This is a genomic window from Chromobacterium sp. ASV23 (genome assembly GCF_016428945.1).
In the GTDB taxonomy this organism is placed as follows: Bacteria; Pseudomonadota; Gammaproteobacteria; order Burkholderiales; family Chromobacteriaceae; genus Chromobacterium; species Chromobacterium sinusclupearum.
This window is the reverse complement of record NZ_JAELTR010000009.1, coordinates 31,401-43,713: the sequence shown is the minus strand read 5'-3', so window position 1 is coordinate 43,713 and position 12,313 is coordinate 31,401. Positions and strand designations below refer to the sequence as shown.

General features: G+C 61.1%; 13 protein-coding genes and 1 tRNA gene. 5 read left to right on the top strand and 9 right to left on the bottom strand.

Annotated elements, in window-relative coordinates; translation table 11 throughout:
- Nucleotides 1-9: 9 nt before the first annotated feature.
- From JHD59_RS06220 to tpiA, 5 genes are all read right to left on the bottom strand, one after another.
- On the bottom strand, nucleotides 10-486 hold the full coding sequence (locus tag JHD59_RS06220) for an NADH-quinone oxidoreductase subunit B family protein (RefSeq protein WP_019103471.1): 477 nt from the start codon (nucleotides 484-486) through the stop codon (nucleotides 10-12).
- On the bottom strand, nucleotides 477-833 hold the full coding sequence (locus tag JHD59_RS06215) for an NADH-quinone oxidoreductase subunit A (RefSeq protein WP_043580265.1): 357 nt from the start codon (nucleotides 831-833) through the stop codon (nucleotides 477-479). Before JHD59_RS06215 ends, JHD59_RS06220 begins: the two co-directional genes overlap by 10 nt.
- 91 nt (nucleotides 834-924) lie before the next feature.
- Nucleotides 925-1,009: transfer RNA gene (locus JHD59_RS06210), tRNA-Leu, on the bottom strand.
- A 19-nt stretch (nucleotides 1,010-1,028) separates the two neighbouring features.
- A complete protein-coding gene (gene secG, locus JHD59_RS06205) occupies nucleotides 1,029-1,379 on the bottom strand; it encodes a preprotein translocase subunit SecG (RefSeq protein ID WP_043623651.1) in 351 nt (116 codons plus the stop codon).
- A gap of 1 nt (nucleotide 1,380) precedes the next feature.
- Nucleotides 1,381-2,127: a triose-phosphate isomerase gene (tpiA, locus tag JHD59_RS06200; protein WP_199153596.1), complete on the bottom strand. Its 747-nt coding sequence runs from the start codon at nucleotides 2,125-2,127 to the stop codon at nucleotides 1,381-1,383.
- Nucleotides 2,128-2,297: 170 nt separating this feature from the next.
- Between tpiA and pstS the strand changes: the two genes are divergently transcribed.
- The 5 genes from pstS (at nucleotide 2,298) to JHD59_RS06175 (ending at nucleotide 7,781) form a co-directional block, all read left to right on the top strand.
- Complete coding sequence (gene pstS / locus JHD59_RS06195; protein WP_103318361.1) at nucleotides 2,298-3,335, top strand: phosphate ABC transporter substrate-binding protein PstS; 1,038 nt, start codon at nucleotides 2,298-2,300, stop codon at nucleotides 3,333-3,335.
- Between the two features lie 85 nt (nucleotides 3,336-3,420).
- On the top strand, nucleotides 3,421-4,383 hold the full coding sequence (pstC, locus tag JHD59_RS06190) for a phosphate ABC transporter permease subunit PstC (RefSeq protein WP_199153595.1): 963 nt from the start codon (nucleotides 3,421-3,423) through the stop codon (nucleotides 4,381-4,383).
- Between the two features lie 19 nt (nucleotides 4,384-4,402).
- On the top strand, nucleotides 4,403-5,311 hold the full coding sequence (gene pstA / locus JHD59_RS06185) for a phosphate ABC transporter permease PstA (protein ID WP_368671535.1): 909 nt from the start codon (nucleotides 4,403-4,405) through the stop codon (nucleotides 5,309-5,311).
- Nucleotides 5,312-5,314: 3 nt separating this feature from the next.
- Nucleotides 5,315-6,088: a phosphate ABC transporter ATP-binding protein PstB gene (gene pstB, locus JHD59_RS06180; RefSeq protein WP_199153594.1), complete on the top strand. Its 774-nt coding sequence runs from the start codon at nucleotides 5,315-5,317 to the stop codon at nucleotides 6,086-6,088.
- A 238-nt stretch (nucleotides 6,089-6,326) separates the two neighbouring features.
- Nucleotides 6,327-7,781 (top strand): inorganic phosphate transporter, encoded by a 1,455-nt coding sequence (locus JHD59_RS06175; RefSeq protein WP_199153593.1) that lies wholly within the window; start codon nucleotides 6,327-6,329, stop codon nucleotides 7,779-7,781.
- A gap of 197 nt (nucleotides 7,782-7,978) precedes the next feature.
- Here the strand turns inward: JHD59_RS06175 and recG are convergent, their stop codons facing one another.
- The 4 genes from recG to JHD59_RS06155 form a co-directional block, all read right to left on the bottom strand.
- Nucleotides 7,979-10,027, bottom strand: coding sequence for an ATP-dependent DNA helicase RecG (gene recG / locus JHD59_RS06170; RefSeq protein ID WP_199153592.1), 2,049 nt, complete (start codon nucleotides 10,025-10,027; stop codon nucleotides 7,979-7,981).
- 83 nt (nucleotides 10,028-10,110) lie between these two features.
- A complete protein-coding gene (locus JHD59_RS06165) occupies nucleotides 10,111-10,542 on the bottom strand; it encodes a DUF2147 domain-containing protein (protein ID WP_103318371.1) in 432 nt (143 codons plus the stop codon).
- Between the two features lie 88 nt (nucleotides 10,543-10,630).
- A complete protein-coding gene (locus JHD59_RS06160) occupies nucleotides 10,631-11,470 on the bottom strand; it encodes a PhzF family phenazine biosynthesis protein (RefSeq protein WP_199153591.1) in 840 nt (279 codons plus the stop codon).
- Nucleotides 11,470-11,937 (bottom strand): DUF4124 domain-containing protein, encoded by a 468-nt coding sequence (locus JHD59_RS06155; protein ID WP_199153590.1) that lies wholly within the window; start codon nucleotides 11,935-11,937, stop codon nucleotides 11,470-11,472. The genes JHD59_RS06160 and JHD59_RS06155 overlap by 1 nt, the downstream gene beginning before the upstream one ends.
- Nucleotides 11,938-12,313 lie beyond the last annotated feature (376 nt).

Here is a 12,313-nt window from a genome sequence, read left to right as displayed (position 1 = left end):
GTTTCTACCTTAGCGGGCGATGGTGTTGGTACGTTTGATTTTGTTCTGCAGCTGGATGATGCCGTACAGCAGCGCCTCGGCCGTCGGCGGACAGCCCGGCACGTAGACATCGACCGGCACGATGCGGTCACAGCCTCGAACAACGGAATAGGAATAATGGTAGTACCCGCCGCCGTTGGCACAGGACCCCATCGAGATCACCCAGCGCGGCTCGGCCATCTGGTCATACACCTTGCGCAGGGCCGGCGCCATCTTGTTGCACAGCGTGCCGGCGACGATCATCAGGTCGCTTTGCCGCGGGCTGGGGCGGAACACGATGCCGAAACGGTCCAGATCGTAACGCGCCGCGCCGGCGTGCATCATTTCCACCGCGCAACAGGCCAGACCAAAGGTCATCGGCCACAGCGAACCGGTGCGGGTATAGTTGATAAGCTTGTCGGCTGTCGTGGTAACGAAGCCTTTCTCCAGAATCCCTTCTACTCCCATTCCAGAGCTCCCTTCTTCCACATGTAGACGAAGCCGAGCGTCAGCACGGCGAGAAATTCGACCATCACGCCCAGGCCATACACGCCCAAGTCCTTCAGCACCACGGCCCACGGAAACAGGAATGCGATTTCCAGGTCGAACAGGATGAAGAGGATGGCGATCAGGTAGTAACGGACGTCGAACTTCATGCGGGCATCTTCGAAGGCCTCGAAGCCGCATTCGTATGGAGAAAGTTTCTCAGAGTCGGGACGATTGGGCGCGAGCAGTTTGCCCAAGGCAATAGGGCCCACACCGACCAACAGTCCGACAATGACAAACATCAGAATGGGAAAGTAGTTTTGCAGCATTTCCCGTACACCCCCAAAAAAAGAGGGGTCACCCCCTCTTGGCTCCAAATAAAACAGGCCACCGGAGTCCCGGTGGCCTGTTTTTGAATGGTGGTGCCGACAGTGAGACTCGAACTCACACAGCTTTCGCCACTACCCCCTCAAGATAGCGTGTCTACCAATTTCACCATGTCGGCACAGCAAAGCTTTAAATTGTCACTCCGGAATCTTGGAAGCCGTTCCGGAAGCGTTTTTATTAGGCGCGCCTGCCGGGATTTGCGGCGCAACCTGTTCAATCTTTCCACCCATCACACCAAGGTCATGCTTTCCGCCCCCGGAAAGGTATACCAGACCCATGGCTGTACAGAAGAACACTGCCGCGGCGACCGCGGTGGTTCTACTCAGGAAATTCGCAGAGCCAGACGCCCCAAACAGACTGCCGGACGCACCACTACCAAAAGCCGCACCCATATCCGCACCCTTGCCATGCTGCATCAGAACAAGGACGATGATACTCACTGCGGACAGCAGGTTTACAATCCAAATAAGCGTCTTGAGAAGTTCCATACTATATCAATTTTCCTGCGGCTTGGCAAACCACTCTGAATGAATCGGCGTCCAGCGAGGCCCCTCCGACCAATGCGCCGTCGACGTTTTTCGTCGCCAGAATCGCCTCGGCGTTCTCCGCTTTGACACTGCCGCCGTAGAGGACGCGAATCTTATCGGAGCTGCCAATGTTTTGCAAGCACCAGTTTTTGATGAATGCATGAATTTCGGCGATTTGCTCAAGCGTCGCCACCTTGCCGGTACCAATGGCCCACACCGGTTCGTAGGCGATGACGTAATCACCATCGGTCAATTCCGGCAGGATAGCAAGCTGCGCCGCAATCACCTCCAGATGCTGGCCGGCTTCGCGCTGCTCCAGCGTCTCGCCCACGCACAGCACCGGCGTCACGCCGGCGGCGATGGCATTGCGCATTTTTTGCAGCAACGCGGTGTTGTCCTCGCCGAAATACTGGCGGCGCTCAGAATGGCCAACCAGCGCGTAGCGGCAACCGATGTCGGCCAGCATGGCGGCGCTTGTTTCGCCGGTATAGGCGCCGTCCGCGGCGAAGCGGCTGACATCCTGGGCCGACAAGGCCAGGCGGCTGCCCTTCAGGGATTCGGCCAGGGCGGCCAGATACACCGCGGGCGCGGCGATGCCGACGCCTTCGCGATTGGTCGCGGCATGGTCCAGCAGCGCGGACACCAGGGCCTGCGCGCTGTCGGCGCGCGTATTCATCTTCCAATTGCCAATCACCAGCTTGCCGGACATGCCACTCTCCCCATCTTTATTAAAAGAAGATGGCGCGCATTATAGCGCAGCCGGCAAGCGTCTCCAATGAAGCTGGATCAAGCATTTACGACTTGTAATATTACTGAAAGATTTGAGCTATACGATGGCGGCCATTACAACAGCAGCCCATTACACTTCGGGAGTTAAGCATGAAACAGTCCGTACGTCTCGCCGCGGCTCTTGGTTCCGTATTGATCGCCGGTTCGGTATACGCAGCAGACATCACTGGCGCAGGCGCAACCTTTCCCTACCCGCTGTACGCCAAGTGGGCGGCCAATTACAAGGGCGTCTCCGGCAACAATATGAACTACCAGTCCATCGGCTCCGGCGGCGGCATCAAGCAGATCCAGTCCAAGACCGTGGACTTCGGCGCGTCCGACATGCCGCTGAAGCCGGAAGAACTGGAAAAGTCCGGCCTGACTCAATTCCCGACCGTGATGGGCGGCGTGGTGCCGGTGTATAACATCCCGGGCATCGCCGCTGGCCAGATCAAATTCTCCGGCCCGCTACTGGCCGACATCTACATGGGCAAGGTCGCCAAGTGGAACGACCCGGCCATCGCCAAGCTGAACCCGGGCGTCAAGCTGCCTGACCAGCGCATTTCTGTGGTGCGTCGTTCCGACGGCTCCGGCACTACCTTCATCTTCACCAACTACCTGTCCAAGGTCTCGCCGGAGTGGGCGAAGGAAGTCGGCTCCAACACCGCGGTCAGCTGGAAGGGCAGCTCGGTAGGCGGCAAGGGCAACGAAGGCGTGGCCAACTACGTGTCCCGCATCAAGGGCGCCATCGGTTATGTCGAGTACGCCTACGCCAAGCAGAACAAGCTGTCCTATGGCTTGCTGCAAAACCAGGCTGGCAATTTCGTGAAGCCGGACGAGGCTTCCTTCAAAGCCGCAGCCGCCAATGCCGACTGGAAAAAGGCCCCGAACTTCTACCTGCTGCTGACCAACCAGCCGGGCAAGGACAGCTGGCCGATCGCCGGCGCCACCTTTATCCTGATGCACAAGAAGCAGGACAAGCCGGCTCAAGCCACCGAAGTGCTGAAGTATTTCGACTGGGCTTACAAGAACGGCGACAAGACCGCTCAGGAACTGGACTACATCCCGATGCCGGACAGCGTGAAAACCGTGATCCGCACCAGCTGGAAGCAAATCACCGATAATGGCGGCAAAACCGTCTGGAACTGATAGCGCGACACGCTGAGCGTCGCACTCAGGCCGGGGGGAGCAAGCTCTCTCCGGCCTTGTGTCTGAACCACCAAGACAACGACACATGCAAAAACTCAACAATCAACAGCAGCTGGGCTATCAGCTGTTGCTGGATAAAATCTTCCGCGTGACCACCCGCAGCTTCGCCTTCCTGGTGCTGGCGCTGCTGGTGGGCATTCTCATTTCGCTGCTGATCGGCGCGATGCCGACCATCCAACATTTCGGCCTGGGCTTCCTGACCAGCTCGGAATGGGATCCGGTGCAGGAGAAGTTCGGCGCCGTGGTGCCCATCTTCGGCACCCTGGTCACCTCCATCATCGCGCTCCTGATCGGCGTGCCGGTCAGCTTCGGCATCGCCCTGTTCCTGACCGAGCTGTGCCCGGCCTGGCTGAAACGCCCGCTGGGCATCGCCATCGAGCTCTTGGCCGGCATTCCGTCCATCATCTACGGCATGTGGGGTCTGTTCGTGTTTGCGCCGTTCTTCGCCGACCACATCCAGCCGTGGTTCATCGAACATCTGGGCGACGCGCCGCTGGTCGGCTTCCTGTTCCAGGGCGCGCCGATGGGCATCGGTCTGTTCACCGCCGGCCTGATCCTGGCCATCATGGTGATTCCGTTCATCGCCTCGGTCATGCGCGACGTATTCGAAGTGGTGCCCACCATGCTGAAGGAATCGGCGTATGGCCTGGGCTCCACCACCTGGGAAGTCGTGCGCCACGTCGTACTGCCCTACACCAAGACCGGCGTCGTCGGCGGCGTCATGCTGGGCCTGGGACGGGCGCTGGGCGAAACGATGGCGGTCACCTTCGTCATCGGCAACTCTTCGCGCTTCACGACCAGCCTGTTCGAGCCGGGCAACTCCATCGCCTCCTCGCTGGCCAACGAGTTCGCCGAGGCCAACGGCGATTTGTACATCGGCTCGCTGATCGAGCTGGGCCTGATCCTGTTCTTCATCACCTTTGTGGTGCTGGCCTGTTCCAAGCTGCTGCTGCTGCGCCTGAAGAAGCAGGAAGGCAAGCCTTCCTGATATGAAAGACGTCACAACGATGAGCCAAGCGACAATGAACGACGCCTTGCCTACCGCTGCCGCCGCATCCGGCCTGAAGATGGATAGCGCCATCTATCGGCGCCGCCGGCTGACCAATAAGCTGACCATGACCATATCGATGCTGACCATGGTCTTCGGTCTGTTCTGGCTGTTCTGGATCCTGATCACGCTGCTGCAGCACGGCCTGTCCGGCATCAACTGGCAGGTGTTCACCGAAAGCACGCCGCCGCCCGGCAGCACCGGCGGCCTGGCCAACGCCATTTACGGCAGCCTGGTGATGACCGCCTTCGGCACGCTGTTCGGCACGCCGATCGGCATCCTGGCCGGCATCTATCTGGCAGAATTCGGCCAGCGCGGCTGGCTGGCGCCGGCCACCCGCTTCATCAACGATATTCTGCTGTCCGCGCCGTCCATCGTGATCGGCCTGTTCGTGTACGAAGTCTACGTGGTGTCGGTGGGCCACTTCTCCGGTTGGGCCGGCTCCTGCGCGCTGGCCATCCTGGTGATTCCGGTGGTGGTGCGCACCACCGAGAACATGCTGCGCCTGGTGCCGAACAGCCTGCGCGAAGCCGCCGCCGCGCTGGGCGCGCCGCAATGGAAAGTGACGATGCAGGTGACGCTGCGCTCGGCCAAGGCCGGCGTGATGACCGGCATCCTGCTGGCCGTGGCGCGCATTTCCGGCGAAACCGCGCCGCTGCTGTTCACCGCGCTGAACAACCAGTTCTTCAACAGCAATATGAACCAACCGATGGCCAACCTGCCTATCGTGATCTTCCAGTTCGCGATGAGTCCGTACGAAGACTGGCACGCCCTGGCCTGGGCCGGCTCGCTGTTGATCACCTTCAGCGTCCTCACCCTGAATATCGTCGCCCGCTGGATGGGCGGTCGCAAGAATCAATCGAATTAAGGCATGACAACCATGACCACCCCTAGCTCCAAGCTCGAGGTTCGCAACCTTAACTTCTTTTACGGCAACTTCCATGCGCTGAAGAACATCCAGCTGGAAATCGCGCCGCGCAAGGTTACCGCCTTCATCGGCCCGTCCGGCTGCGGCAAATCCACGCTACTGCGCACCTTCAACCGCATGTATGAGCTGTACCCCGGCCTGCGCGCCGAGGGCGAGATCCTGCTGGACGGCCAGAACGTCCTGGGCCGCGACATCGACGTCAACCTGCTGCGCGCTAAGGTCGGCATGGTGTTCCAGAAGCCGACGCCGTTTCCGATGTCCATCTACGACAACATCACCTTCGGCGTGAAGCTGTACGAGAAGCTGTCCAAGGGCGAGATGGAAGACCGCGTCGAATGGGCGCTGCGCAAGGCCGCGCTGTGGGACGAAGTGAAGGACAAGCTGAAGCAGTCCGGCCACTCGCTGTCCGGCGGCCAGCAGCAGCGTCTGTGCATCGCCCGCGCGGTGGCGTCCAAGCCGGAAGTGCTGCTGCTGGACGAGCCGACCTCGGCCCTGGACCCGATCTCCACCGCCCACATCGAAGAGCTGATTCATGAGCTGAAAGAGGACTACACCATCGCCATCGTCACGCACAATATGCAGCAGGCGGCGCGGGTGTCCGACTTCACGGCCTATATGTATCTGGGCGAAATGATCGAGTTCGGCAAGACCGACAATATCTTCACCGCGCCGCAGGTCAAGGCCACCGAAGACTACATCACCGGCAAGTTCGGCTGATTGCCAAGCTGTCGAACAATCGGCCCCAGCCCATGCTGGGGCCTTTTGTTTCTTCACCCATCAATGATGATGACATCGACAGAAATCAAGGACTTACCCTGCCAGCCAGGCGGCGCTGTCAAGCGGATTCTGTCGATTGGGTCGGCAAAACCACACGCTTTATATTTTTTTTATTTAAACTTGACGGCTCCCCCGCAGACCCCAACAATCCCGCCTTTACGATAAACACTGACTCGCCATGCTGGACCTGTTTTCCGGGCTCGACACCCATGTAGTCATCACCCTGGTGCTCTCTCTGGGCTTCGTGCTCGCTTTTGAGTTCATCAACGGTTTCCACGACACCGCCAACGCGGTGGCGACCGTCATCTATACCCAATCGATGAAGCCGCGCCTCGCCGTGTTCTACTCCGGGGTATGCAACTTCCTCGGCGTGATGAGCGGCGGCTTGGCCGTGGCCTATGCCATCGTCCACCTGCTGCCGGTGGACCTCTTGATCTCGGTGAACACCAGCCGCGGCATGGCCATGGTGTTCGCGCTGCTGGCCGCCGCCATCCTGTGGAATCTGGGCACCTGGTACCTGGGCCTGCCGGCCTCGTCCAGCCATACCCTGATCGGCGCCATCCTTGGCGTCGGCGTGGCCAACAGCCTGATCAACCACACAGCGCTGTCCCATGGCGTCAATTGGGGCAAGGCCATCGACGTCGGCGCCTCGCTGCTGGTCTCGCCAGTGGTCGGCGCCGTCACGGCGGGTTTGATCGTCATCCTGCTGCGTCGTTACCGGCCGCACAGCAATGTGCACAAGACGCCATACCAGCGCCAGCAGGTGGAAGGCCGCAAGCATCCGCCGTTCTGGACCCGCTTCATGCTGATCGTATCGGCGATGGGCGTCAGCTTCGCCCATGGCTCCAATGACGGCCAGAAGGGCGTCGGCCTGATCATGCTGGTGCTGATCGGCATCGTGCCGGCCAAGTTCGTGCTGAACCTGGACAGCACGCCGTACCAGCTGGATCGCACTCGCGATGCCGCCGTGCATCTGCAGCAGTTCTACCAGCGCCATGAGATGGAGCTGTCCAAGATCATGGTCAAGACCAATGGCACAAGCCAGTACGAGTGCCATCCGCAGCAGACTGTGGCCACTGCCGGCCAATTGATCAAGCTGATGGGGGATAGCACCGACTATCACCATCTGAGCGCCTCGCAGCGTTGGGATGTGCGCACCCAGCTGCTATGCCTGGACGATGCGGCCAAGAATGCCGCGGCGCTGCCCAATCTGTCCTCCGACGAAAAGCAGCTGCTGAGCAATCTGCGCAAGGACCTGACCACCACCACCGAATACGCGCCGACCTGGGTGATCGTGGCGGTGGCGCTGTCGCTGGGCATCGGCACCATGATAGGTTGGAGACGCGTGGTGAAAACCGTGGGTGAAGGCATAGGCAAGAAGGACATGACCTATGCCCAAGGCGTGGCTGCGCAAACTACAGCCGCGGTGTCCATTGGCCTGGCCAGCTGGTTTGGCTTCCCGGTATCCACCACCCATGTGCTGTCCAGCGGCGTGGCCGGCACCATGGTCGCCGACAAGGCCGGTCTGCAAATGAGCACCGTGCGTTCTATCGCCCTGGCCTGGGTCTTCACCCTGCCCGCGGCGATGCTGCTGGCCGGCGGCATGTACTACCTGGCGGCGCAGTGGTTCTGACCCAAGCCGCCGCCTCTGTCAAAAAGCCGCTCCTTGAGCGGCTTTTTTCATGCTTGATCCAGGTCAACGGCTTGTTTGTCTACGCTTGAACCATTAATTCATGAATTGCTAATATGAACGCGCTTCATCAATGGTTTCTTTTGTTTGCAGCAATCCTCCCTCGCCGCCGCGATGCCCCCAATCGCGGCGGATTTTTTTTACGCCTTCAAGAATTGCTCCCGTCCCGCCAGCCAGCGCTCCAGATGCGCCTCCGCCGCCTGCGGCCAGCGCTCCAGCAGAATAGGGGCCAGATCGCGCGCCGCCTCCAGCAAGGCTTGATCCTGCTCCAGATCAGCAAAGCGCAGCATGGGCAAACCACTCTGCCGCGCGCCCAGAAACTCGCCCGGCCCGCGTATCTGCAAGTCCTGCCGAGCGATCTCGAAGCCGTCGGTATTCTCGTAGATCACTTTCAGCCGCGCCTTGGCCAGGTCAGACAGCGGGTTCTCGAACAGCAGCACGCATACGCTGCGCGCGCTGCCCCGCCCTACCCGCCCGCGCAACTGGTGCAGCTGCGCCAGGCCCATGCGCTCGGCGTGTTCGATCACCATCAGGCTGGCATTGGGCACATCCACGCCGACCTCAATCACCGTGGTGGCCACCAGCACGTCCAGTTGGCCGGCGGCGAAGGCCGCCATCACCTCGGCCTTTTCCGCCGCCTTCAAGCGGCCATGGACCAGCCCGATGCGCCGCCCCGGCAAATCCTGCAGCAGCTGTTGATGGCAATCCACCGCCGTCTGCAGTTGCAAGGCTTCCGATTCTTCGATCAGCGGGCATACCCAATAGGCCTGATTGCCCTCGGCGCAAGTTTTCTCGACGAATTGCACCACCTCGGCGCGGCGCGGGCTGCCGATCAGCTTGGTGACGATGGGCGTGCGCCCCGGCGGCAGCTCATCGATCACCGACACGTCCAGATCGGCGTAGAAGCTCATCGCCAGCGTGCGCGGAATCGGCGTGGCCGACATCATCAGCTGGTGCGGCTCCTCGCCCTTGTCCTGCAGCGCCAGCCGCTGGCCGACGCCGAAACGGTGCTGTTCGTCGACGATAGCCAAGCCCAGCTTGTGGAAGGCCACATCATCCTGAAACAGCGCATGGGTGCCGACCGCCAGCCGCGACTGGCCGGAGGCGATCTCATCCAGCGCCAGTTGCTTGGCCTTTTTGCGCAGGCTGCCGGACAGCCAGGACACTTTGATGCCCAGCGGCTCCAGCCAGCCGGACAGTTTCAGATAATGCTGCTCGGCCAGGATCTCCGTCGGCGCCATCAGCGCCACCTGGTAACCGGCTTCGATCGCCGCCAGCGCCGCCAGCGCGGCGACGATGGTCTTGCCGCTGCCGACATCGCCCTGCAGCAGCCGGTGCATGGGGTGGGGCTGTTTCAGATCGGCGCGGATCTCGTCCAGCACCCGCTGCTGCGCGCCGGTCAGGCTGAACGGCAGCTGGGTCAGTAGTTTTTCGGTCAGGCGGCCATCGCCGACAATGCGCGGCGCCTGGCCCAGCCGCCGCGCGCGATAGGCCAAACGCATCGACAACTGCTGCGCCAGCAATTCGTCAAATTTCAAGCGCTGCCAGGCAGGCAGCTGCGGATCGGCCAACTGCTGCGCCGACCACTCTGGCGGCGGCTGATGCAACAGGCGGATGGCCTCCGAAAACGGCTGCAGCGCCAGCGGCGACAGCAGCGGCGCCGGCAACAGCTCGTCCAGCTTTTGCGACTTCAGCTCGGCATGCACCAGCTTGCGCAGCACCGGCTGAGTCAGACCGTTGACGGTGGGATAGACCGGGGTCAGGCTTTCCGCCAATGGCGCGCCCTCGCGGACTTCGCGCGTCTTGGGATGCACCATCTCGTCGCCGACGAAACCGCGGCGGATCTCGCCCAGCGCGCGGATGCGGTTGCCCTCGACAAACTGCTTGAGCTGGCTGGGATAGAAATGAATGAAACGCAGCATCAACGTGCCGCTGCCATCCTCGATCTGCACCCGTAGCTGCTTGCGCGGCTTGTAGCTGACCTCGTGCGCGGTGACGGTGCCCTCCACCAGCACCGGCTGGCCATAGGGCGCGTCGGCAATCGGGTAGAGGTGGGTTTCATCCTCGTAGCGCAGCGGCAGATGCAGCACCAGATCGAAGCGGCGGCGGATGCCCAGCTTTTCCAGTTTTTTGACCAGCGCGGCCGGCGCGGCCGGCGGCTGATTGGCAAGATCGAGCGGCGAATTCATGTAGGCGATTGTACCCAACAATGACAAAGGCGGAAGCGGCTTGCGCCGGCTTCCGCCTCGTCGTGCCAATCAGCCGGCAACGATTACTGCTGACGTTCCCACACTTGGCTGCGGAAGAACGGGCCGATGTAGCCGCGCACGCGCAGCTTCTTGCCGTCTTCGATCAGCTTGGCGCCGGAGGTGTAGATCTTGCCGGATTTCGGATCAAGAATCTTGCCATCGCTCCATTCTTCGCCATCCTTCTTCAGGCCCCACAGGATCTGCATGCCGTTGACCGGCTTGTCCTTGTTAGCGCCGTCGCACTTGTCGCACACCGCATCCGGGTGTTGATACAGCTTGATGACTTTGCCGTTCAACTCGCCGTTCGGGCCTTCGTTGATCTGCACCAGCGCCTTGGCCTGATGGGTTTCGTCGTCGATGGTCTTCCACAGGCCGGCGGCGCTGCCAGCCAGAGCCATCTGGCTGGCCAGGCCGAACACGGCTGCCACGCAAGCGGCTTTGGCGATTCGAATCATGATGTTTTCCTCGTTCGTTTATTATGAAACAACAGTTTGGAGTAGCGGCTCTAGGATGCCAATTGGCGGACCAACCGTCAAGTCAGCCTCACAGTTGCAACACCCCTTCCCCCATCGCCATGACGCGGCCGCCGACCAGCACAGAGCCATCCGTTCCTACTTCCAGATACAGAACATTAGGCCGCTGGATAGCCTCGCCCTGCTCAACGCGCCAGACCAAAGGCGCCAGGCCGTTCAGCGCGCACCAGCCGCCCAAGTTGGCGCAGGCGCTGCCGGTGCCCGGGTCCTCGATCACCGCGCCCAGCTGCTCGAAGAACAGCCGCACCGTGGCTACGCCGTCCTGCTGGTGCCAGAGATAGGCAATCGCCTTGCCCGGCGTCTTGGCCGCGTTGCGCTTGAAATTTTCCGGCTCCGGCTTGGCCCGCAGCACCGCCTCCCGGCTGGCCAGGGGCACCAATAATTGCTTGGCACCGGCATCGACCCACTCGGCAGGGCCAGCAAGATCGGCCTGATCCAGGTTTAACATCGCGGCGACAGCCGCGGGCGACAAACCCGATGGCGCAGACTGGGCGCTCAGCGCCCGCAGCCCGAACACGCCATCGCGGCGCGTGATGGGAATCAGGCCAGATCGTGTGCGCAGCGTGAACGCGTCGCCGCACTCGCCCATGTCATGCAACACAGCCGCCGCGCCTAAGGTGGGATGGCCGGCAAAGGGCAATTCATAACCCGGCGTGAAGATGCGCAGGCTGGCGGCGCATTCGGCGTCGCCGGGAAACAGAAACACCGTTTCCGACAAATTGAACTGCCGGGCGATCAGCTGCATGTCCCGCTCCGAAAAGCCGCCGGCATCGGTGAACACGGCCAAGGGATTGCCGCCGAAACGCTGCTCGGCAAACACATTGACGATGCGGTATCGGTAAACGCTCATCAGTCCTCCTTATATAGATGGCATGCCCGATCCTGCATCTGATCCTCCACCCTGGCAAGACGCATTTGTACCCGATCCGCCGCCTTGCGCGAGGCCGCTTGCCGCATCTGTTCGCTCAACGCCCGCTGCTTGTCGCCCAGGCGACGGCAGCGCTCCCGCTCCGCCAGCCATTTCTTGCGCGCCTCGCGACGCTCGCGCTCGGCAGCGGCTTCGGCTTTTTGCTGCGCCTTCTCCCGCTTGCCCAGCCAGTCCGCCAAGTCGCGCCGATAGCGCTGCGTGGCGGCGCGGTCACGCTCATCCTGCTCCACCACGCTGAACGGCTGAGCATTCATTTCGATGCGCTGGCTACCCAAGGGACAAGCCTGCTGGCTGTAAGCGATTCGCCCATCGGGCTCGCGGCACTTATAAACCTGCGCGGCCCACGCTTGATCGGCCAAAACCATTCCCAGCAGCATCAGGATCCGCATCACCCACTCCGCTTGGCATCATGTCGTCACCATGCCAAGGCAGGAGCATTTGACGCTACTGGCCACAAGTCGTGCCGCCTCCTCGTGACGAGTTGGCACAAAAACTGCGCCTTGCTGATCTGATTGCACCAGGCTGTCTCAAATTTAGCGACGCTACGAGTAGCGCAATAGTTCAGATCGAAACAATATTGCCTCCCTCAAAAATTACATGAAATTGGCATCTACACCAAAGCAAGTTCTTGCTGCGCCTGAAAATATTTCAACCCATATGAAATCGACAGCCCATTCAGCTATTTCCTAGCTCTTCCTGCACAAAGCCCCTCATGCCCTTCATCAAGCAAGGTCAAGCGTTCTGATGCAATACCATAAGCATAAG

Excerpts from the sequence above, each read along its gene's own strand:
- JHD59_RS06220 (WP_019103471.1), bottom strand. The coding sequence starts at position 486 with ATGGGAGTAGAAGGGATTCTGGAGAAAGGCTTCGTTACCACGACAGCC.
- JHD59_RS06215 (WP_043580265.1), bottom strand. The coding sequence starts at position 833 with ATGCTGCAAAACTACTTTCCCATTCTGATGTTTGTCATTGTCGGACTG.
- secG (WP_043623651.1), bottom strand. The coding sequence starts at position 1,379 with ATGGAACTTCTCAAGACGCTTATTTGGATTGTAAACCTGCTGTCCGCA.
- tpiA (WP_199153596.1), bottom strand. The coding sequence starts at position 2,127 with ATGTCCGGCAAGCTGGTGATTGGCAATTGGAAGATGAATACGCGCGCC.
- pstS (WP_103318361.1), top strand. The coding sequence starts at position 2,298 with ATGAAACAGTCCGTACGTCTCGCCGCGGCTCTTGGTTCCGTATTGATC.
- pstC (WP_199153595.1), top strand. The coding sequence starts at position 3,421 with ATGCAAAAACTCAACAATCAACAGCAGCTGGGCTATCAGCTGTTGCTG.
- pstA (WP_368671535.1), top strand. The coding sequence starts at position 4,403 with ATGAGCCAAGCGACAATGAACGACGCCTTGCCTACCGCTGCCGCCGCA.
- pstB (WP_199153594.1), top strand. The coding sequence starts at position 5,315 with ATGACAACCATGACCACCCCTAGCTCCAAGCTCGAGGTTCGCAACCTT.
- JHD59_RS06175 (WP_199153593.1), top strand. The coding sequence starts at position 6,327 with ATGCTGGACCTGTTTTCCGGGCTCGACACCCATGTAGTCATCACCCTG.
- recG (WP_199153592.1), bottom strand. The coding sequence starts at position 10,027 with ATGAATTCGCCGCTCGATCTTGCCAATCAGCCGCCGGCCGCGCCGGCC.
- JHD59_RS06165 (WP_103318371.1), bottom strand. The coding sequence starts at position 10,542 with ATGATTCGAATCGCCAAAGCCGCTTGCGTGGCAGCCGTGTTCGGCCTG.
- JHD59_RS06160 (WP_199153591.1), bottom strand. The coding sequence starts at position 11,470 with ATGAGCGTTTACCGATACCGCATCGTCAATGTGTTTGCCGAGCAGCGT.
- JHD59_RS06155 (WP_199153590.1), bottom strand. The coding sequence starts at position 11,937 with ATGCGGATCCTGATGCTGCTGGGAATGGTTTTGGCCGATCAAGCGTGG.